Origin of the sequence: Methanoculleus sp. SDB, from assembly GCA_001412355.1 — an archaeon.
Classification (GTDB): Archaea; Halobacteriota; Methanomicrobia; order Methanomicrobiales; family Methanomicrobiaceae; genus LKUD01.
On the sequence record LKUD01000086.1, the window covers coordinates 14203 to 34531 of the forward strand.

A 20329-nucleotide genomic window follows, 5' to 3' on the forward strand; every position below is an offset into this window, starting at 1 on the left:
TTTAGAGCGCCGCCTTTTTGATCGGCGATTGTGAAAACAGTATATTTATCAGGTTTTTCCACGATATCAGGTGAGAGGAACAGCGATGTCGAAACCGGTACTGTTGGACTTTTCCGCAACTTGGTGCGGACCATGCAAAAGGCAGGGGCCGATTCTTGAAGAAGTCAGAGCCCGTATGGGTGACCTTGTCGAGATTCGCGAGCTTGATGTCGATGAGGCGAAGAACCGGGAAATAACGATCCGGTGCCAGATCCGTGTGGTGCCGACACTCATCATTCTCAAAAATGGCGAAGTAAAGCAGCGGCTCGAGGGAGTAACCGGGGCCGACGAACTCGAGGCATATCTGCGCCCGCTGGTGAATTAAGTGAAGATAGGCATTGTTGGCGGCACCGGAGAGATCGGTGAGGGCATGGCGATGCGTCTCTCCGTGCACCATGATGTGGCAATCGGTTCGCGTGACGAGGAAAAAGCCTGCATATCCAGCGAGTGCACGGTTTCAATGCTTCAAAAACGCGGCCTGTGCGCAAGGTGCTGCGGCGTGTGCAACCAGGAAGCCGTGGATCATGCGGAGGTGGTTATTCTCGCAATCCCGTTCAGGCACGTGATTCCTACGCTCACGTCGCTCACGGGGTTTGAAGGGAAGATCGTCGTAAGCCCGGTCAATCCGATCGCAAAAGCGGCACATTTTTACTATGACCCTCCTGCCGAGGGATCCGCAGCGCTCCTGATTAAAAGCCTCCTCCCTGAGAGCGCACGTGTCGTGACGGCGTTCAATAACATTGCCGCAAACCGGTGGCAGGCGTTTGATGAAGAGCTTGACTATTCCGTGGCTGTCTGTGGTGATGACGAGGAGGCAAAGGAAGAGGTGATGGCACTGGTGAACGGGGTGTCTCAGCTCCGTGCTTTTGATGCGGGACCGCTGGCGGTCTCTTCAATCGTCGAAAGCATTACTCCGCTGCTTCTGAATATCGCCCGGTACAACAAGATGAAGGATGTCGGCATCCGGTTCCTGTAAATGCGAGGCTCTCATCGGGGCATTATCCGCTCTCTTCGGTGACCTGGCCTGGTGGCCGGGAACACCCGAAGAGGTCATGATCGGTGCGGTGCTCACGCAGCAGACACGCTGGGAAAATGTCACTGCAGCGCTTGATGCGCTCAGGCGGAAGGGAATCTGCAGTATCGCGGGCATCCACGCTGCCCCTTCCTCCGTTATCGAGGAGGCGGTGCGGTGCACGGGTTTTTTCCGGGTCAAGACCCGGCGCCTCACAGCACTTGCGGAATGGATCACGCATCGGTACGGCAGTGTGGACGCAATGAGGAAGCGGCCGACGGAGGAACTCCGGGCGGGTCTTCTCTCCGTCAACGGGATCGGCGCCGAGACGGCCGACAGCATCCTGTGTTATGCACTGGACAGGCCGGTCTTTGTCATCGATGCCTATACGGAGCGCATCTGCGGGTGCGTGGGGATCCCGGAACGAGGGGCCGCACTCAAGCGCATGTTCGAGGCGGTCCTTCCCCCCGACACTGCGGTCCACCGGCGGTGCCATGCATACTTTGTGGAATATGCCAAGCAATTCTGTGGAAAAAAACGGTGTGAAACATGTATACTGAAGAATGCATTCGAATAGGGCGGCGGCTCACGACCGAAGGACTGGTCTCCGGCAACTTCGGGAACATGAGCGTGCGGGCGGAGGGCGGTTTTTACGTCACCGGCAACGGGGCGTTTCTCGATGAACCCGGACGGCTCGTCTTCGTTCCGGACGAAGGAGAAGTTCCGGCGGCTGCATCGAGCGAGTATCGTGTCCACCGGGAAATCTATGGACGAACCCGGCACGGCGCAGTCGTGCACGGGCATCCTCCCCACGCGATCGCGCTCTCCTATGCCGCGTCCTCTCTCCTACCGGAGGACAGCGAGGGAATCCTCTTCTGCCCGGAAATCCCCGTTGTCGAGGGAGATCCCGGGACAGAGGAGCTTGCATGGCGTGTCGCGGATGGGGTGGCACACGCGTCTGCGGTCATTGCACGCGGCCATGGCACGTTTGCCGCCGCAGAGACACTCGTGCAGGCATACCTGCTCACGTCCGTAATCGAGCATGCATGCCGGATAATCTGGCTCCGACGTGAGTACAGGGCCTGAAAAAAGGATTCGAGCGGTTTATCAGAACTACCGGTTCCGGTGCAGCTCCCGCATGACCTCCCGGTGGAAGGTGAGCAGCATATCGGCGATCACGCCGAACATAAAGATATTGAATCCCACCGTGATGAGGAGAAGAGTGAGGATCGTCATCGGGATGCGCTCTATTCCGTTGATCCATTCGAAGACCACGTAGACACCGGTCAGCCCGCCGCCGATGAGGATAAGGATCCCGATCAGCCCGAAATAGAAGAGAGGATTGTTGATCTTTGCGAGCCGGTACATGGTCCGTGCGATCTTGAACCCGTCCTTGATGGGATGGAGTTTTGTCTCCGTGCCCGGCCGTTTGCCGTATCGCACCGGAACAATGTCGATCTTCTGCTGGTTTCTGACGGCTTCGACGGCAATCTCGGTCTCTATCTCAAAGCCACGCTCCGAGAGCTGCATTTCCGAGATGGCTTTCTTTGAAAAAGCCCGGTACCCGGAAAGAATATCATAAAGGTACTGGCCGTGGGAGACCTTGAAGAGGTAGTTGATCAGTTCATTGCCGAAATGGTTCAGTGCGGTGAGCGCGCCTTTTTCGGGATGAGCGAGGCGGTTGCCGATAACATGGTCGGCGCCGTTTTGCAGGGGCCTCAGCATCTCATCCGCATCCTCGGGATCGTATGTTCCGTCCCCGTCGAGCATCAGGATGTAGGGCAAATCGATCAGATCGAAGGCCTCGATGATGGCCGCGCCCTTTCCTTTTCCCTGCTGGATCGCGACGCGGGCACCTTCGGCCTCTGCAATCCGGACTGTCTCATCGGAACTGCCTCCGTCCATGACAAAAATATGTGAATATCCCTTTTTCTTAAAAGAACGGATGAGGGAGCCGATTGTCGGCGCTTCATTCAGCGTCGGGATGAAGATGCAGACTTCATCTCTGGTGATGTCCATCGGTACAATATATAAAATCCATCGTCATAAGTGCTTGCATGCACATCGCTAAAAAGGGATTGCGCGTCCTCGGCGTCGCGGAAAGTTACTCCGGGCGTCGTTCGTCGATCCTTGCCGGCGTGGTGATGCGCAAGGATCTCGTGATCGACGGCGTCGCCTGCACCGGTGTGACGGTGGGCGGCATGGACGCGACCGATGCCGTTATCCGGCTTGTCCGTATCCTGGGACGCAGCGACATCAACTGCCTGATGATCAGCGGCTGTGTGATTGCATGGTACAATATTCTGTCACCCGATCGGATCGCGGAAGAGACTGGCCTTCCCGTGATTGCGGTTACGTATGAGGCGTCGCAGGGACTCGAAGATGATATTGGATTTCATTTTCCCGGTGATGATGAGCGGATGGATGCGTACCGACGCCTCGGGGAGCGTTTGGAGTATCAGCTCAGAACAGGGTATGCCGTCTACTTGAGGACCGCGTGCTGCGAACCTGCCGAGGCGGAAAAAATAACCGATGCCTTCACGAGGGAGGGGAAAGTGCCCGAACCGCTGCGTGTTGCCCGGCTGGTTGCCCGGGCGGTCATGCGAACCGCCGGGGATCCCGGTGCCCCTAATGGTTGATGCCGCGCTTTTTCAGATCTTCGGATTTCCGGATCGAACATTTTTCACACCTGAACTGCGGTGCGTGGTCGCCGGATCGGTCGTAATTTTCCGTCCGCACGAGGCGATAGCCACGGGCGAGAGCTCCGCAGTCGACACAGCGGATCTTATCCCTCACTTCCCACTGTGCGGCAAGCGACTGCGACGTGAAGATGAACCGATCGACCCAGAAGAAGATCAGTCCGCCGATAAGGTTCGCTATGACGGTGGCGGTGAGCGCATCCATTGCGGCGAGAATATAGAGCACCCCGGCGAGAATGGGTGTGGAAAGCTGCCAGCGGATGAGATACAGCCCGTATCGTTTTATGTTGACCTGCATGGTTCCCGGGTACTGAATGAGGATGGTGATTCAAATATTTTGGCAACGCGGCAGAAATGAATCCATCGTTTCGCAAGTCACGTGTCCTTCGGGGGTGTTCAGGCGGATTTTTCTGGAGATGTAATGATTTTAATTGCTATCCCTGAATTCCGGTAATGTTTGATAATAGGATCATCCCATGATGTGACAAGAGCCGTGAGCGCCCCGTCGATAAGCACGATCAGGTGTTCTTTCTCCAGGTTTGATAGCAGGAACCAGCGGCGTGTCTGATTTTCGAGCTTCATGGTGGCTCGCCATTTTCGCTTATGAAGGGCGACACCATCCGACAAGAACGGCCTGCTCAGCCCTAAATCAATGGAACGCGCCCCGGTTTCTTTTGCTCGCAAAATCCCGAAATAATATGCTGCAGAGAGTGCTCCTTTTTTCCGGTATTGTTCGTCGGTGATCGCGGTAGACAGCCACCGGTATATATCGCCTTCCTGCACCCCAATCGCTCCCCCGATGCGTTGTCCTGACTCTGTGACGAACAGCACTTCCGCTTCGGGCAAGAGAAACCTGATTCTCTCAATTTCGAGGATAACTGCCTGTTCCGCGAACCTTTCACGGATGAATGGAATATACATGGTCTCATAATAAAAACGTAAATCTTGAGGATCTTGAGATATTTCACAACCATACTGCGAAATTTTTTTTCTTTCCCTGATGTGCTTCATAATAGTATTTATGGGAATGTTGAGATCCAGCACCTGCTGAATCCAGGGAAATGTAAACACAGCATCCGGAAAAAGAAATGAAAAAAACATGTCCATATCCACGATGATATTCCGGCGGTTCCTCACAAAAGCCGGTACATTCCATATATAGATCCTGCCTGTGTTTTCAAGGTGGGCTCCGGGGAAAAAAACACTCATAATATACGGATCGATAGCGTTGGATGTGCAGTACCACTTCTCATGATTACCTGCGATACGGTAGACATCAAAGCAGCACTCCCGTTTTATACGGTATAAGGCAAAGACGGGAAAGAGCAAGCGCTGTATCAACAACCGTTGACGGAGGGGTATTGCCTTATACCTTCTTACAATACTCTGGATCATCCCATATCTCCCGCAAGCAATGTTTATTACCAAGCCGCATCCCCCAGCATCCGTTGCGGCAGGGGCGCACGTACGGGCATTCTCTGCAGGAGGCATCAAAGGATGGATTTCTGAATCGGGAAAAGCCTTCCTCCCAAATTTCACGGAATGGTGTTGTACGGATATTCCCTTCGGAAAACGAAGAGTCATAAGCAATCTGGCACCCAAGCACTTCGCCGTCCGGCATGATTGCGCAGCTTTTTAAACCGGCACCACAGAAAAACGGCATCGGCCGCACCCGATCAGCAAGACAGCCGAGATAGCCAGCATCCTCAGTGATTTCAACATTCATTTCCCTGCGGGCGGCAGCAATAAAGGATAAAAGAATCCGTATCTGGTTGTTGTTTAAGGACATGGCATCGTTCTCCTTAGCTCTTCCCACTGGAATCGGGAGTGCGATGCTCCAGAGCGTTGCAGCGGATTGCTGCAGGACGTTTTTCATTTCAGGCAGTGTTTCTATCGTCGCGGGGAGCGCAACGGTATTGACAATGCGGAGCGGCACATCGATGGAACGAAAAAATTCAAGAGCTGCCATGCAGTTGCGGAAAGCTCCGGGCATTCCGCGTATCCGGTCATTTGCCTCGGAAAGGCCGTCTATGCTTGTGAAATAGAGTTCCGGCGGATATTTCCTGAAATCGTCATGATAGCGGGAGACAAGATAGCCGTTGGTCGCGATGCCGTACTGCATCCCGGTTTCCCTTATATGGCGAATGATATCGAAGATGTCATGCCGGAGCAGTGGTTCTCCACCGCTAATTAACAGGTGTTTCACTCGCATCGCAGCGAGTTCATCGACCAATTTAATAACCTCTTCAGTCGTCAGTTCGCGGACTTTTGTTGTTCCGGCACTCGCTTCGCAGTGAATACAGGAAAAATTACAGTTAAATGTTGCAAGCCACTGTACGTTGACGGGGTAGAGCATATGCAGGCGATTTTTTAGCATATAGTGGTGGAATTTGTATGATGCATAATGCTTGAAATATAACTTTTTAAGCTGCGGACAGGTCATTATTAGATGATGTGCGGCTATAAGGGGTGCTCGTGTTATAGTTCTGAACACCAATCCGGAATTTTTTCCCTGGGGAGTTTCTGTCCGCATTGATACCATTCCTCTATGTGAAGGATTGATAACCGGGGATAAAAAAATACCGCGAAAATCACGGTCATAATCCTGCGTACAGGGGCGATCACCTCCCCTGATCACGCAGTGCAGGTATCCCGCGATACAACGAGCCCGGTCGTCGTATCGAGAATATCCACTCTGAGAATATCGCCGGGACGGAAGGAACCGTCCGCCAGATCGACACCCGTCTTCTCCCCGGGACGCCACCACAGGTCGCTGCATCCCGATCCCCACATCCGCTGCACGCCGTAATGATGTGTACTGATGAAGTCGTACCCGTTCATCGTTTCGATCCGGCACGGGAGAAGAACATCGTTCGCGTAAATCTCTGCGGAAAGTAGCCCGTTTTCGATGTCCGTCGTTCCGCGGTGTTCTAGTACAATCCGGCTGTCATAATTCAGGATGGTGGGGTGGGTTTCGTCGTAATGCCCGATAAAACAGACCGCGAATACCGCGGGGGGTGCTGGCGATCCCCATGAAAGAGCGGGAAGCTCGAAAAAAAGCAGTACGAGCAGGGCAAGGATGATCGTCAGGCCGACGAGAAGGATCGTGGCAGTAACCTGCGACGATGCTCTCTCGCCGGCGGCAGTGTCGGGCGGCAATCGTGCATAGGTACGAGCCTCCCTGTCTTAACTATTGTGAAAAAAGAATTCGCCCTATTCCTTTATCTCTTCGATTGCGAGCTGGTACAACCAGTCGGTGAGCTGGGGGCACTCTTCCATCACGCAATCGTGGTCACAGGCAATACAGGGAATGAGATCCCCCCCTGCAAGGAGGAGGGACGGATTGACCGCCCGCTTCCGTGCACGGAGGAGGTAGGTATTAATCCCGTCCTTCTTATACTCGATACGCTCTATCAGCTCTTCATCAAGCAGCTTTTTCACGACGCGGGAGCATTTTCTGCTGTCGATATCCAGTATTTTCCAGAGTTCGCTCTGGAGCACTCCCCCGGAACGGGAATGAATAACCCGAAACGCCTGGTCCTCGATATCAGCCATATGCAATCAGATTACCGGAGCGATGGTCAGTATATTGCTTCCCCGGATTACGACGGTGCCGAGAGTCCGTCCCCGCTGTTCATGGATATACTCGATCGTCTGATCCATGTGAATGTTAAGGTGTTCGTCGACGGCAACGAGCCTTCCCTGCAGTGTGCGTTCTTCATCCTTTATTTCGACGACTATTTTTGAATCAACAAGTGCAAAAACCTTCTTTATGGGCAATACAATGCTATTAACCATCTTCCGTTATGTGGTGGCGGAATCTAATTAAAGTTTGCCCCCCCTCATGCCTCCGAATCATTGGTCAACGTTGTGAAAATCACGCTTCAAGGCGTTTATTTACTATTTTACCGCTCGAAAATGTATCGTGTGGCCGGGTGGTTCGCGTATCCCGTCGCCGGACCACGCGGAGCGGGAGCGGAAAGGCGCGGTACCGCCGCCGGATACACGGGTCCTGCTTCACCCTGCAAGGAATTCCTCCATTCTCCGGATAAGCCCTTTGCTGCCGACATACAGGGGCGTCCGCTGGTGGACGGAGGAGGGCTGTATGGCGAGGAGATTTGTGTTCCCGGTACTGATGGCCCCTCCTGCCTGTGCGGCAATGAATCCGATGGGAATGGCTTCGAAGAGCAGGCGCAGTTTTCCGTTCTCCTTCTCTTTCAGGGCGGGGTAACAGTAAACACCCCCATATTTCAGGATCTGGTGAAAATCGGCAACAAAAGACCCGGAATACCGCAGTTTGGCGCCTTCCTGTTCGATCCTGTCGATACAGAACGCATGGGCGTCGGTCCACTCCGTCTTCAGGCCCCCGCTCCCGTACAGGTTGCCTTCCGGCATCTCTACGAGCCCCGAGAGCAGGATATACTCGTTCTCCCCGTTCAGGGCGAAGATATAGACGCCTTCTCCGACGGTGAGGGTCAGCACGGTCATCGGCCCGTAGAGCATGTACATGGCCGCTCTGAGATTCTCTCCCTTCTGCAGCACACCGCCGCCCTCGAAAATGCCGACAATCGTCCCCACCGCGAGATTCACCTGTATAAGGGACGAACCGTCGAGCGGGTCCATGACAACCGCATACTCCGCCCGGGCCCCGGGAAACCGTATGATATCGGGCTGTTCCTCCGAGGCGAGCTCCGCCACGAGGCCCGAGGCTTCGAGCACCTTCGTGATATGGCGGTCCGACCAGGCATCAAGGGCGGCCTGCTGTTCCCCTGAAGCATTGATCGACGTTGCATACGACTGGTTTTGCAGAAATGCATCTCGAATCGGCACCGCCTGGCGGGCGATGAGGACGATCAGGTCCTTTAACTGCTCCCCGGCTCCGGTTTTGTCAAGATACTCCCGAAGTGTGATCATTTTTCATCCACCTCCCGATGGCGAAATATCTCAGGCATGCCTAATAACACTGTCTGTACCATGCAGGCGACGGCGGGAGTCCGGGTCTCCTGAAGGGAGTTGTCCGATCAGGAAAGAGCGGTCACATCTTATAAATCGGCCTTTTTTAAGACGATTTCAAGCACACCGTGCCGGAAGGTGTGCGTCACGCTGCCGCCCCGGACGGGGGGCAGGTCGACGACCGACCGGTAGAGCCGGTCACCCGCCGGTGCGGCTATGACGAGCCTCTGTCCCCTGACGGCGAAGCGGATGTCCCCGGCATCGGCACCGGGGATGTCGGCAGTGATCCTGACGTCATCGCCGTCGCACTGGACCTCACGATGCGGTTCTATGATGTCGGGAGGTGATCCGTCCCCTCTTCTTCCCTCGCCGGGGTCATCTCCGCCATGCACAGTCATTGTGAACCGGTATCCGGCAGGCGATTGTTCGAGCAGCCGGCTGATAAGATCGCTCAAAATACGATACGGGTCATCGGTATCGTGTGTCATGGTCCCTCCGGGGTGTGGTTTATTAGTGCGCAAGTTTTGGAAGAAGCTCCTCCGTGAGCTTCTTAATTCCCGGAAAATCCTTGTGCCGGGCATAGGTCAGTTTCCGGAGTTCGTCTGCCTGTGCCTTGTGTTCTTCTCCTTCATCACCGAATTCTGCCCGCCTGAGCGTTTCCACGGCTTTTTCGAGGATGGCACGCTGGTCCTGCCCGTAGATGATCTCCCACGCCTTCTGCTCGTGCTCCTCGAGGGCGTCCCGGTCGAGGGTTCCTTTCACGCGGAGGAGGGCGTCCTCGATGTGCTTCCGGGTGACCCGGATGTTCGGCAACGCGTTCCTTCGCTCGTCTTCGCTTTTCCCTCCCATTGTGGAGACGAAATCGCGCATCGCTCCGAGTTTCGCCTCGCGCACAAGCGCCTCGATATCGGCCCCGACATAGCCTTCGGTCCGTTCCACGAGCTCGTCGATACTGATGTCCCCGGTGAGGATTGCTGCCGCGTTCCTGAGGTAGACGTCGAAGATCTTCTTCCTGCTCTCTGCATCGGGGGGCGGGACATAGATAATGCGGTCAAGCCGCCCCGGGCGCATCAGTGCGTCGTCAAGCATGTCGGGCCGGTTTGTCGCCCCGAGCACGATGACGTTCGCGAGCTCTTCGAGGCCGTCCATCTCGGTGAGGATCTGGGACACCACGCTTTCGGTGACATGCGACGAGCCCATGAAGGTGCCGCGTTTCGGAAGGAGCGCGTCGATTTCGTCGAAGAAGATGATCGATGGCGCCGCCTGCCGTGCTTTCCTGAAGATGTCCCGCACGCCCTTTTCGGATTCTCCCACCCACTTGGAGAGCAGTTCGGGCCCTTTCACGGAGATGAAGTTGCATTCGCTCTTATTCGCGACGGCCTTCGCAAGGAGCGTCTTGCCGGTGCCGGGCGGCCCGAAGAGGAGGATCCCGCTCGGCGGCCGTGTTTCGAGCGTTTCAAAAATTTCGGGGTAGAGAAGCGGCCATTCCACTGCCTCCACGAGCTCCGTCTTGACCTCTTCGAGGCCGCCCACGTCGTCCCAGGTGACGTCGGGAATTTCCACGAGCACTTCCCGCATCGCGCTCGGTTCGACGTGCCTGAGCGCCTCCTCGAAATCGTCACGGGTGACCCGGATCTTTTCAAGAACTTCGATCGGGATCTCCTCGTCCATATTGATTCCCTCGAGGTGTTTCCTGAGAGCGTGCATGGCCGCTTCCTTGACGAGGAGTGCGATGTCGGCACCGACAAACCCGTGCGTGCGTTCGGCGAAGGGTTCGAGGAATCCCTTTCGCCGGACTTCCTCATCCTGTCCGGCGCCTGCCTCTTCACCTTCCCGTTCAAGGTCAAGCGGGACGCCGCGGGTGTGAACCTGAAAGATCTCGAGCCTCCCTTTTTTATCGGGGATACCGATCTCGATCTCCCTGTCGAAGCGCCCGCCCCGGCGCAGCGCCGGGTCGAGTGCGTCGGGGATGTTCGTTGCCGCGATGACGATCACTTCGCCGCGCCCTTTCAACCCGTCCATGAGGGAGAGCAGCTGCGCAACGACCCTTCGCTCCACCTCGCCCTTGGTGTCTTCACGTTTCGGCGCGATCGAGTCGATTTCGTCGATGAAGATGATCGTCGGTGCATGCTCCTGCGCCTCGTCGAACACTTCCCGGAGTTTTCCCTCGCTCTCCCCGTAGTACTTGCTCATGATCTCGGGGCCCGAGAGCGTGATGAAGTGGGCGTCGACTTCGTTTGCAACGGCCTTGGCAATCAGGGTTTTGCCCGTTCCCGGCGGCCCGTAGAGCAGCACGCCCTTGGGCGGTTCGATGCCGAGGCGCTCGAAGAGCTCGGGATGCCGGAGCGGTAGTTCGATCATTTCGCGAACCATGTCAAGTTCGCGCCCGAGCCCGCCGATATCCTCGTAGTGCACATCGGAGACGGGTTTTTCCCCTTCTTCGGGCTCGTACGGCGTTTCCTTGAACTCCACCCAGGTATTCTGGCTGACGATCGCGATGCCTTTCGGCTTGACCTTTGCAATGACGAACGTAATGGGATTTCCGAGGAGGTTGACCCTGATGCTCTGCCCTTCGGCAATGAGCCTGCCCTGAAGCAGCCTGCTGAGATACTCCTCGCCGCCCATCAGCCGGATTGGCTGGGTCGGCTGAACCACAACCTTTTCGGCATAGCCGACCTCTACCCTGCTGATCCTGACCTTCTCGTCGATACCGGTCTGGGCATTGCTTCGCACCGTGCCGTCAATCCGGAGGATGTTTCTCCCCGTATCCTGTGCAAAACCTGGCCTTACCAGCGCTGCGGCCTTCTTCCGGCCCTGTATCCCGATAACGTCTCCGCTCACGAGGCCCATCGCCTTCATCAGGTCGATGGAAAGGCGGGCGATGCCGCGCCCCGCATCCTCATGGGCTGCTTCCTTGACGGTAACTTCAAAATCCTGTGAATGTGTCATATAGTACGCCTCAGTGTAATATTTACCAATAGTAAGGGTACTATAATATATAAATATTTCTGTGATGCTTAAATACTTTGTGTTCAGGGCCGGTGAACCGGACATCCGCCCGGATACGGCAGTGCCGCGTTTCGATGCGCATCCTGCCTTCTGTCCGGACCGGCAATCCGGGATTATGATTCCCGGGAAGCCGTGCCCGAACAGCGGATGATCCCTTCCTCGGTGATGATATAATCCATCCTGATATCGAAGATCTCGCAGGGGATGCGGTCCGCCTTCTGGCAGGCAAATCCGATACCGATCCTGAGAACGTCCGGGTGGGAAGATAAAAAACGGTCGTAGTATCCCGCACCGTACCCGAGACGGTTGCCCCGGCTGTCAAATCCGACGAGCGGGATGACAGCGGCATCGATGTCCCCGGGCCGGGCCGCAATTTCGTTTCCAATGGGTTCGGGGACATTGAAGGTGCTCACCCTCAGATGTGCCCGGTTTTTCAGGTACGAGAGGCGGAGACTGGTCGTTTCACGCTCGATAACAGGGACGACAACGGCGATTCGCCGTTCGAGGAGCCGGTCGATGAGCACATGAGTGTCCGCTTCGCCCTCCTTTGATACATAGACCATTACCGTCCGGTGGCCGTTTAAGAGCGCCAGAAGGTGCTCCGTGATACGCATGCTGCACCGCATGGCATCGGCGGCAGGCAGCTGCGCCCGCTTCTCTTTCAGCCGGATTCTGAGTCTTTCTTTCTCGGGAATGCCCCCGAAAGGCGAGGGCGATGAAGTCCGGTCATCAGTCATTCAAGGGCACCCAGCAGTTCCTTCATACGACGGACGGGGTACTGGCCGGGGGCGGCCGGCACTCCCGTGTGGCAGTACACCAGTTCCGATCCGTAGAGGGGAAGAAATACTCTCGCATGGCGGTACGTCTCCCCCAGCACCCCGGTGCAGATCGGCTTCTCCTCCTCAAGGGTGAAGCGGAGCAGGGCGAGCACGTCTTTTCGTGATGACGGCGTGACGACGATCTTCGGGATATCCCCGTACTCGCGGAGCCGTCGGGTTCGGGCGGCCAGCTCTTCATTATCGGGCATTCGGGGCAGATGGACCGAGGCGATGACGGCAGAGCCCCGCTCACGGATTGCCGGGGCATACCGGGAAAAACGCTCCTCGATATCGATAAACGCCGCAACGCCTGCCCAGGGTTCGGTGATTGCGTACCAGTCCGCACTATCGCCGGTAAATGCCCCTCCCTCCTCACGGCTCCGGAGCGTCGCCACTACCGGTACGGGCAGCCGTGCGGCTTTCCCGGGAATGGCCCCGGCTGCCGCGTCGAGGCGGATCTCGATGAGATCGGGACCTGATGCCACGGCGTCGTCAAGCGTGTCTAAGGACATGACCGATGCAACAATCTTCACGATGATCATGTTCTGGTGTGCGGGGATGATAAAAAAGAGTGATGATTGAGACCCCGGTGCTAAAAGGTGAAGTGGCGGTTGACCATTTTAAGGGCGCAGTAGTCGCCGCACATGGTGCATGCATCCGTGTCGGCGGGGGACCGCTCGTCGCGGATCTGCCGCGCCCGTGCAGGATTTATTGCGACCGCGAACTGCCGCTCCCAGTCGAGATCCCTGCGTGCATGTCCCATTTCAAGATCATCATCCCGCTTGCCGAGTTTTATCATGTCACCGACATGTGCGGCTATCCGGGAGCTGATGACACCCTCGAAGACCTCCTCGGGCGTGGGAAGAGCGAGGTGCTCGGCGGGAGTCACGTAGCAGATGAAGTCGGCCCCGTACCCCGAGGAGAGTGCCGCACCGATTGCTGCCACCCGGTCATCGTAGCCGGGGGCGATGTCCGTCACAAGGGGCCCCAGCATATAGAACGGCTTGTTGTTCGTGACGCGTTTCTGGACCTTCACATTTGCCTCAATCTCATCGACCGGGATATGTCCGGGCCCCTCGATGATCGTGGTGACCCCGTTTTCGAGCGCACGGTCGGCGAGTTCCGCATTGATGATCAGTTCCTGCAGCCCGGCACGGTCGGTCGCGTCATGGCAGGCTCCTGCCCGCATGCCGTTTCCGAAGGAGAGGGTTACATCGTTTTCCTTCATGATCTCGAGGAGGTATTCATACTCTGAATAAAGGGGATTTTCCTGTTCGTTGTGGAGCATCCATGCGGTCATGAACGCTCCGCCCCGTGAAACGAGGCCTCCGTGCCGTCCCTGATTTTTGAGCCGCTTCATGGTTTCCAGGTTGATACCCGTGTGAATTGCCATGAAATTCGTGCCGAGTTTTGCCTGCTCGTCCGTGATCCGGAAGAGGTCGTCCGGCTCCATGAAGACAACACCGCCTTTTTTCTGGGCGGCTTCGATAAATGCCTGGTAGAGGGGGACGCTGCCGACGGAGAGCGTCGTATTCGCAATAACCCTCCGGCGGATATCCTGAAAATCTCCGCCTGTCGAGAGTTCCATGAGCGTGTCGGCGCCCGCGAGTTCCGCCATTCTCGCCTTTTCGATCTCCTGATCGATATCGATGATATCGGTCGACGTACCGATCGAGGCATTTACCTTGGTGCGAAGCCCTGATCCTATACCGCAGATCCGCACATCACGGTAGGGTGAGACGGGGATGGCGATATGCCCGTTCATTACACCCCGGCGAACAAAGTCTTCGGTCACGCCCTCCGCCTGCGCCACTAGTTTCATCTCTTCGGTGATGATACCCTTTCTGGCATCCTCGATGAGTGTCATGGAAACAAGGTACGTGAGAAATAGGTAATAAATCCTTTTTTTCACATTTATTGACTAAATTTCGCTTGTTTAGATAACAAGTAAATTTGCTTTCGTCAACCCAACTTTACTTGAATAGATTGAATGCTCGTCGGATACGGAAATAATTCCCAATTCACCACTTTTTGTGATCGTCGTCCGGAAGGTCGTTGTACCGGATGGCACGGTCCCCCCGACGCGACGGCGGATTCCGCCCCGCGTGAATTTCATCCGTTCCGCAATTGAAACCTTCATGTGGTGCTCCACCCACCTAATATATTGACTGGTGGTTTTTTGAAGGTGAATTTCGGGGGCTTTGTTCCGCTCAGTACGGTTGACTGGCGGGGGCGGGCGGTTTGTACGGTCTTTCTCCGCGGATGTTCGGTACGGTGCCATTACTGCCATAATGCGGCAATCCAGACCGGCGAAGACCGGAGGGAGATCGAGGATGTCATCGCGCTGATACGCTCAACCCGTATGGTCGTGAGCGGTGTCGTCTTCTCCGGCGGCGAACCCACCATGCAGAAAGAGGCACTTGTCGCACTTGCGGAAGAGTCCCGTGCCATGGGACTTCTCGTGGGGCTGCACACAAACGGCGTGTATCCCGGAACCCTTCAGGCGCTGCTCTCCCGGAGACTTGTGGATCGTATCTCCCTCGACATCAAAGCGCGGTGGGAGCATTATCCGAATCTCCTGAAAGTGAAGCCTGAAATCACCGATCGGGTCAGGGAATCGCTTGCTCTCTGCAGAGATGCGCACCGGGACGGGCTCCTCCCCGAATTTGAGGTGGTTACCACCCTGTTCCGGGGAAAAGAGGACGATCTTCCCTTTATTGCGAGAGCGGCGGAGGGCGTTGATTTCGTGATCCAGCAGGGTGTCGAGGGGAGCATCCCGCCGCTCACGTTTGACGAAATCCGGCAGGCTGCAGATCGTCTGAACCGGCGTGTGAAGATACGGACGCGGGAGGACGGCGAGGTTGTGTATGACAAGAACAGGATCATCATCGCCGAATCCATCATTCTGTCGGATATCACGCAGGCACGGAGAAAAGCATGAAAGTGATCGCAGTCGTCGGCCTCCCGGCCGGTGGAAAAGGTGAATTTTCCCAAATTGCCGGTGAAATGGGCATTCCTGTAGTCGTGATGGGTGATGTGGTCCGGCAGGCGGTGCTGGATGCGGGGCTTGTGCCGGACGATCATTCGATGGGCGAGATGTCCCGGCGGCTTCGGGAACGCCATGGCCGGGATGCGATTGCCCGCCTTACCATCGACGCGATCGAGGCGCTGAATAAACCGCTTGTGATCGTCGACGGCATCAGGAGCGATGCCGAAGTGGCACTGTACCGGGATCATTTCGAGCGTTTCGTACTTGTCGGCATCACATCGCCGTTTGCGGTTCGTCTTGCACGCCTGCAGCTGCGCGGGCGCGCCGATGATGCCGTCGGCGAAGAGGGACTGCTGGCACGCGATGCCCGTGAACTCGGGTGGGGACTTGGCGAGGCTCTTCGTATGGCGGATTACACCCTGGAAAACGACGGCACGATCGAGTCGTTCCGGGCGGATGTACGCGCACTGCTTGACACGCTGGAGGCGGATCCATGACACTGGAAGCATATTTCTCGTCCTCGTCCTCGGTCTGGGATTCGATTGACTGGGTGTTCGGTATCGAGGACTGCGGGTATGCGGGGTGGGAGATATCGGCCGACGGAAATTACCGTCTCGACCGGCCCGACAATATGGCACGGATACGCGATGTGCTTGAATCGACAGGACTTGGCGTGACCGTTCACGCACCCTATGCCGACCTGAACCTGGCCTCTCTGAATTACCCGATCTACCGGGAGTCGATTCGCCAGATATGCCAGTGCGTCACTCATGCCGCCGACCTGACAGACCGCGTGACCATCCATCCCGGGTACCTGTCGCCCGCCGGAAAACTGGTTCCCGAAACGGTATGGCGCTACCAGAAGGAAGCACTTGCAGAAATAGGAGCATGTGCAGCGGATACGGGTGTTCTGGTCTGCCTCGAAAACATGATAGCAGTCAGGGAGTTTCTCTGCCGCGAACCCGGGGAGCTCTTCGGCATGACAGAAGGCCTCGAAGGAATCGGGGTGACCCTCGACATCGGGCATGCGAATACCGTCGGGGCCGTGGACGCGTTTCTGCAGTCTCTCTCCCGTGTCGATCACATGCACCTTCACGACAATCACGGCATACATGACGAACACCTCCCCCTCGGAGACGGCACCATCGACTGGCCGGATGTCGGCAGGCGCGTGAAAGATGAGTACAGCGGGATTTGTGTTGTCGAAGGACGAAACCTGGCGGAAGGCGAACGCAGCCTTGCAGCGTTTCGGAGGTGGTTTGTATAGCCGGAGAAACGCTTCAGGTGTATTTTCTGGGCACTGCGGGAGCCCTCCCCACGACCCAGAAGAACCCGCCATGCTACATGATCCGGCGCGGGTCGGACACGATACTCTTTGACTGCGGTGAGGGAGCCCAGCAGCAGATGATGCGGGCGCGGACAGGGTTTACCGTCGATGCAATCTTTATCACGCACTGGCATGCCGACCATTTTCTCGGTGTTCCCGGGCTTGTCCAGACACTGTCGTTCATGGAGCGCACCGAACCGCTTGTAATCTACGGCCCGCCGGGGGTCTACGATTTCGTCGATGCCATCAAGATGCTCTCCAAAAATCCGTTACGGTTCTCCCTCGTCCCGATCGAGCTCAGGCACGGTTCGGTCGTGCCGTTTACCGGGTACCGTGTCACCGCAGTGGCCGTCCAGCACGGGATGGCATGTCTCGGCTATGTTCTCCGGGAGGATGAACGCCCGGGGCGCTTCGACCGGGACAGGGCGATTGCACTGGGAGTGCCTCCCGGCCCCCTTTTCGGGCGCCTCCAGCGCGGTGAGACCGTCCGCGTTGGCGAGGGGGAGGTGACTCCCCGGGACGTGATGGGGCCTCCCCGTGGTGGCAGGTGCGTGGTGTACACCGGGGATACGCGGCCGAATGCAGAGGACTGGTATGAGTTCGGGATGGATCCGGATCTCCTGATTCACGATGCCACGTTTGACGATGCCGCTTCCGGAAGAGCCCGGGAGGTCTTTCATTCGACAGCAGGCGAAGCCGCCATGGTCGCAGGTGAGATCCGCGCCCGGATTCTTGCGCTTGTGCACATCAGCTCACGGTACAAGAGTACAGCAAACCATATACGCGATGCCACGCAATTCTTTGAGGGTGACGTGATCGCGCCTGACGATCTCTTCATGGCAGAAATTCCGTTTCGGGAGTGAGGGCAGACGTATGGGAGATGGTGACGCTGACTCTGGTGGCAGTTGCGAGCCGATCCCGGCTCGTAATGACGGGCCTTGTCGCCCTCCTGCTCAGCGCGCTCGCAGCCAGCGTTGCCGGGATGTACCTCGGGTCTGTCCGTGACGTACTTGATCTCATACCCGGACTGATGGTGCTGCTCCCGCCGTCCATAAACATGCGCGGCAGCATCTCGGGTGTTCTCGCGTCCCGCCTCTCCTCTTCGATGCATCTCGGGGAATTTGAAGTCGATTTTGGAAAGCTGAGCGTTCTCGGCGGAAATATCCGTGCATCGTTCGTCACCACGATCCTGATCGCATTCGTGCTGGGATTCTTTGCCTGGGCGGTCACGAGCCTCATCGGGGAGACCGGCATCGATCTCATCGATTTTGTGCTCATATCGGTCGTAAGCGGTATCCTCTCCGGTATCATCGTCATCGTTATCACCATTCTCGTTGCGGTTGCCAGCCACCGCTACGGTGTGGATCTCGATATGATCGGTGCGCCGACGGTGACCACCTCCGGCGATGTCGTCACGCTTCCAATCCTGGTCCTGACAAGCGTGGTGCTCATAACGCTCGATCCGGTCGTACGTACGGTGCTCTTTCTCGCTGTGCTGGGTGTGGTTGCCGCAAGCATCGTTTCGACACGGTACCTCCCGGAGCAGGTGCGGGGCATCGTCAGGGAAATTGTCCCGCTGTTAATCCCGCTCTCGCTTCTCGGGACGTTCGCCGGCATGACCTATGCACTCGATCTCGACCGGCTGGTCAGCTTTGCCGCCCTTCTCATTCTCATCCCCCCCTTCATGGGGGGGTGCGGCTCCATCGGCGGGATTCTCTGTTCCCGTCTGGCAACCGGCATGCATACGGGCGTGTTCGCCCCGCATATCATGCCTGAGCGGGACGTATACCCGCATTTCGCGACGACGTACCTGTACGCCGTCGTGCTGCTTCCCCTCATGGCGGCGGTCGCTCATGGCGCTTCGCTCGTGATGGGACTCTCCTCGCCGGGATTGCTCGAGATGGGCATCATCGCGACGGGCGCCGGGATGATCGTCCTCTCGTTCGTCAATGTCGTCTCGTACGCCACCGCGAGCATGTCGTTTCGGTACGGACTGGATCCCGATAATTTCGGCATTCCCGTCATTACGAGCGTGATCGACCTGATGGGTGCCGCCGTGCTGATCGGCGTGATTAATCTGGTTCTTTAAGCCCCGTGCAGTATCGGGGTATCCGGACAATTGTCACCGCTATCTGGTCGGTACCAGTGGAGGGTTTATCTTTTTGCGAATCCAAGAATACACGAGGTTCGTAAAAATATGGCTCCCCTCTACACATGTCCGCTCAGGTGTCTCCTGTGCGGCGGGACTGCGGGGGAATCGAGAACCATATAAACGATAAATTGAAATGGGTTTTCTATCTATGACGGAACTTGAATATCAGCCGACCAGTTTCAAGGATGTTCTCATCGAAATGAAGGACATTTCCGAACTGATGGTTGATCTCTCTTACTCCGCGATATTATTCGAAAGCCGGGACATCGCCCAGGAAGTCACCAACCTCGAGGAGCGCATGAACCTGCTTGTCTACCAGGCACGCATCCAGAGCATTCTCGGTGCACGGCGGATCGAGGAGGCAGAATCCATGAGCGGTCTCCTGCAGGTGGCGGAAGCCGCCGAGACAATCTCGAACTCCGCCTCCGAGATGGCGACGATAATCCTGAAAGGAGTAAAATTTCCCGCACGTGTCATGCAGGCGCTGCCCGATGCGGAAGAAGTGACGGTGCGCCTCGTCATCAGGGAGAACAGTCCGCTCGACGGTGTGACGCTCGGGGATGTGAAGCTGCAGAGCACGACGGGAATGCGCGTCATCGCCATCCGCCGCGGCGTAAGCTGGCTGTATGACCCCGACCGCGATACGCTTCTCAACGACGGCGACATCCTGATTGCCAAAGGATTTGAAGGAGGAGCGGATCCGCTCTTTACGATGGCGGGAGGGGAGCGCCTTCCGCCGGCGGAAACGAAGGAGGAGGCGGTCGTGGATGACCTCGACAGGGCGGTCCGGCTCATCGTCAGGATGAAGGACATGAGCGAACTCGCGGTGGGCCTTGCCTACACCGCACTCCTGTTCCAGCACAAGGAAGTGGCCGACGAAGTCGCGTCCCTCGACCTGAAAATGGACGATATGCGGTACGAACTCGACCTATGGGTTCTGGAAGCAGCGAAACGCATCAATAACGTCGAATATCTCCGGGGGCTTCTCTACATGTCCACATTTGCCGAAGCAATCAGCAACGCGGCCTATTCGATTGTCGATGTCATTCTCCGTGATATCGAGATACCCCCGGTCTTTCGTAAGATTGTCCGGGAATCCGACGAAATCATTACCCGCGTCCAGGTCGGCCCGTCCTCCGCCCTCGGTGGAAAAACACTGAAGGAAGCGTCGCTCGGGACGGTTACGGGCATGGTTGTGCTTGCAATCAAGCACGAGAAGAAGTGGCGATACCGGCCACGGAAAAACGACCGGCTTTATACCGGTGATATTATTATAGCAAAGGGGCGGAGGGACGGCGAAGAACGGCTATCCGATCTCTGTGCATGACGGC

The 20329-nt window shown here is 56.8% G+C and carries 24 protein-coding genes; 11 read left to right on the forward strand and 13 right to left on the reverse strand.

Features of this window, described 5'->3' with window-relative positions; translation table 11 throughout:
- The first annotated feature begins 85 nt into the window (after positions 1-85).
- Genes APR53_05100 through APR53_05115 form a run of 4 tightly spaced genes read left to right on the forward strand, consistent with a single transcriptional unit; the run spans position 86 to position 2137 of the window.
- A complete protein-coding gene (locus APR53_05100; GenBank protein KQC03475.1) occupies positions 86-364 on the forward strand; it encodes a thioredoxin in 279 nt (92 codons plus the stop codon).
- Positions 365-1015, forward strand: coding sequence for an NADPH-dependent F420 reductase (locus APR53_05105; GenBank protein KQC03476.1), 651 nt, complete (start codon positions 365-367; stop codon positions 1013-1015). It begins immediately after the preceding gene.
- Positions 993-1628 (forward strand): Fe-S cluster assembly protein HesB, encoded by a 636-nt coding sequence (locus APR53_05110; protein KQC03477.1) that lies wholly within the window; start codon positions 993-995, stop codon positions 1626-1628. The genes APR53_05105 and APR53_05110 overlap by 23 nt, the downstream gene beginning before the upstream one ends.
- Complete coding sequence (locus tag APR53_05115; protein KQC03519.1) at positions 1601-2137, forward strand: fuculose phosphate aldolase; 537 nt, start codon at positions 1601-1603, stop codon at positions 2135-2137. The genes APR53_05110 and APR53_05115 overlap by 28 nt, the downstream gene beginning before the upstream one ends.
- 27 nt (positions 2138-2164) lie before the next feature.
- Here APR53_05115 and APR53_05120 read toward each other — a convergent pair whose 3' ends face one another.
- A complete protein-coding gene (locus tag APR53_05120) occupies positions 2165-3070 on the reverse strand; it encodes a glycosyl transferase (GenBank protein KQC03478.1) in 906 nt (301 codons plus the stop codon).
- A 38-nt stretch (positions 3071-3108) separates the two neighbouring features.
- On the opposite strand from APR53_05120, the gene APR53_05125 reads away from it, so the two are divergent.
- A complete protein-coding gene (locus APR53_05125; GenBank protein ID KQC03479.1) occupies positions 3109-3690 on the forward strand; it encodes a hypothetical protein in 582 nt (193 codons plus the stop codon).
- Here APR53_05125 and APR53_05130 read toward each other — a convergent pair.
- The 12 genes from APR53_05130 to APR53_05185 form a co-directional block, all read right to left on the reverse strand.
- Positions 3680-4048 carry a hypothetical protein gene (locus tag APR53_05130; GenBank protein KQC03480.1) on the reverse strand — a complete coding sequence of 123 codons (369 nt, stop codon included), beginning with the start codon at positions 4046-4048 and terminating at the stop codon, positions 3680-3682. The genes APR53_05125 and APR53_05130 overlap by 11 nt on opposite strands.
- A gap of 98 nt (positions 4049-4146) precedes the next feature.
- Positions 4147-5079, reverse strand: coding sequence for a hypothetical protein (locus APR53_05135; protein ID KQC03481.1), 933 nt, complete (start codon positions 5077-5079; stop codon positions 4147-4149).
- A 37-nt stretch (positions 5080-5116) separates the two neighbouring features.
- Positions 5117-6193 carry a hypothetical protein gene (locus tag APR53_05140; protein KQC03482.1) on the reverse strand — a complete coding sequence of 359 codons (1077 nt, stop codon included), beginning with the start codon at positions 6191-6193 and terminating at the stop codon, positions 5117-5119.
- A gap of 191 nt (positions 6194-6384) precedes the next feature.
- Positions 6385-6909, reverse strand: a complete 525-nt coding sequence (locus APR53_05145) for a hypothetical protein (GenBank protein ID KQC03483.1) — start codon at positions 6907-6909, stop codon at positions 6385-6387.
- Between the two features lie 54 nt (positions 6910-6963).
- Positions 6964-7305, reverse strand: coding sequence for an AsnC family transcriptional regulator (locus APR53_05150; GenBank protein KQC03484.1), 342 nt, complete (start codon positions 7303-7305; stop codon positions 6964-6966).
- Positions 7306-7311: 6 nt separating this feature from the next.
- Positions 7312-7548, reverse strand: coding sequence for a ribonucleoprotein (locus tag APR53_05155; protein KQC03485.1), 237 nt, complete (start codon positions 7546-7548; stop codon positions 7312-7314).
- 219 nt (positions 7549-7767) lie between these two features.
- Entirely contained in the window at positions 7768-8664 is an 897-nt protein-coding gene (locus tag APR53_05160; GenBank protein ID KQC03486.1) for a fructose 1,6-bisphosphatase, read from the reverse strand.
- A gap of 128 nt (positions 8665-8792) precedes the next feature.
- On the reverse strand, positions 8793-9191 hold the full coding sequence (locus tag APR53_05165) for a hypothetical protein (protein KQC03487.1): 399 nt from the start codon (positions 9189-9191) through the stop codon (positions 8793-8795).
- Positions 9192-9213: 22 nt separating this feature from the next.
- Positions 9214-11652: an AAA family ATPase gene (locus APR53_05170; GenBank protein ID KQC03488.1), complete on the reverse strand. Its 2439-nt coding sequence runs from the start codon at positions 11650-11652 to the stop codon at positions 9214-9216.
- A gap of 173 nt (positions 11653-11825) precedes the next feature.
- The gene (locus APR53_05175; GenBank protein ID KQC03489.1) at positions 11826-12449 is read right to left on the reverse strand and encodes a 5-formyltetrahydrofolate cyclo-ligase; all 624 of its coding nucleotides are present in this window, start codon (positions 12447-12449) and stop codon (positions 11826-11828) included.
- Entirely contained in the window at positions 12446-13063 is a 618-nt protein-coding gene (locus APR53_05180) for a hypothetical protein (GenBank protein KQC03520.1), read from the reverse strand. The genes APR53_05175 and APR53_05180 overlap by 4 nt, the downstream gene beginning before the upstream one ends.
- Positions 13064-13122: 59 nt before the next feature.
- Positions 13123-14397 carry a thiamine biosynthesis protein ThiC gene (locus APR53_05185; GenBank protein ID KQC03490.1) on the reverse strand — a complete coding sequence of 425 codons (1275 nt, stop codon included), beginning with the start codon at positions 14395-14397 and terminating at the stop codon, positions 13123-13125.
- A 312-nt stretch (positions 14398-14709) separates the two neighbouring features.
- On the opposite strand from APR53_05185, the gene APR53_05190 reads away from it, so the two are divergent.
- The 6 genes from APR53_05190 to APR53_05215 all read left to right on the forward strand — a co-directional run bounded on the left by APR53_05190 (position 14710) and on the right by APR53_05215 (position 20325).
- The gene (locus APR53_05190) at positions 14710-15471 is read left to right on the forward strand and encodes an anaerobic ribonucleoside-triphosphate reductase activating protein (protein KQC03491.1); all 762 of its coding nucleotides are present in this window, start codon (positions 14710-14712) and stop codon (positions 15469-15471) included.
- A complete protein-coding gene (locus APR53_05195) occupies positions 15468-16016 on the forward strand; it encodes a hypothetical protein (protein KQC03492.1) in 549 nt (182 codons plus the stop codon). Before APR53_05190 ends, APR53_05195 begins: the two co-directional genes overlap by 4 nt.
- Positions 16013-16786 carry a xylose isomerase gene (locus tag APR53_05200; protein KQC03493.1) on the forward strand — a complete coding sequence of 258 codons (774 nt, stop codon included), beginning with the start codon at positions 16013-16015 and terminating at the stop codon, positions 16784-16786. Before APR53_05195 ends, APR53_05200 begins: the two co-directional genes overlap by 4 nt.
- Positions 16783-17709: a ribonuclease Z gene (locus APR53_05205; GenBank protein KQC03521.1), complete on the forward strand. Its 927-nt coding sequence runs from the start codon at positions 16783-16785 to the stop codon at positions 17707-17709. The genes APR53_05200 and APR53_05205 overlap by 4 nt, the downstream gene beginning before the upstream one ends.
- Before the next feature lie 17 nt (positions 17710-17726).
- On the forward strand, positions 17727-18935 hold the full coding sequence (locus APR53_05210) for a magnesium transporter MgtE (protein KQC03494.1): 1209 nt from the start codon (positions 17727-17729) through the stop codon (positions 18933-18935).
- 211 nt (positions 18936-19146) lie between these two features.
- Entirely contained in the window at positions 19147-20325 is a 1179-nt protein-coding gene (locus APR53_05215; protein ID KQC03495.1) for a potassium channel protein, read from the forward strand.
- The last annotated feature ends 4 nt before the right edge of the window (positions 20326-20329 follow it).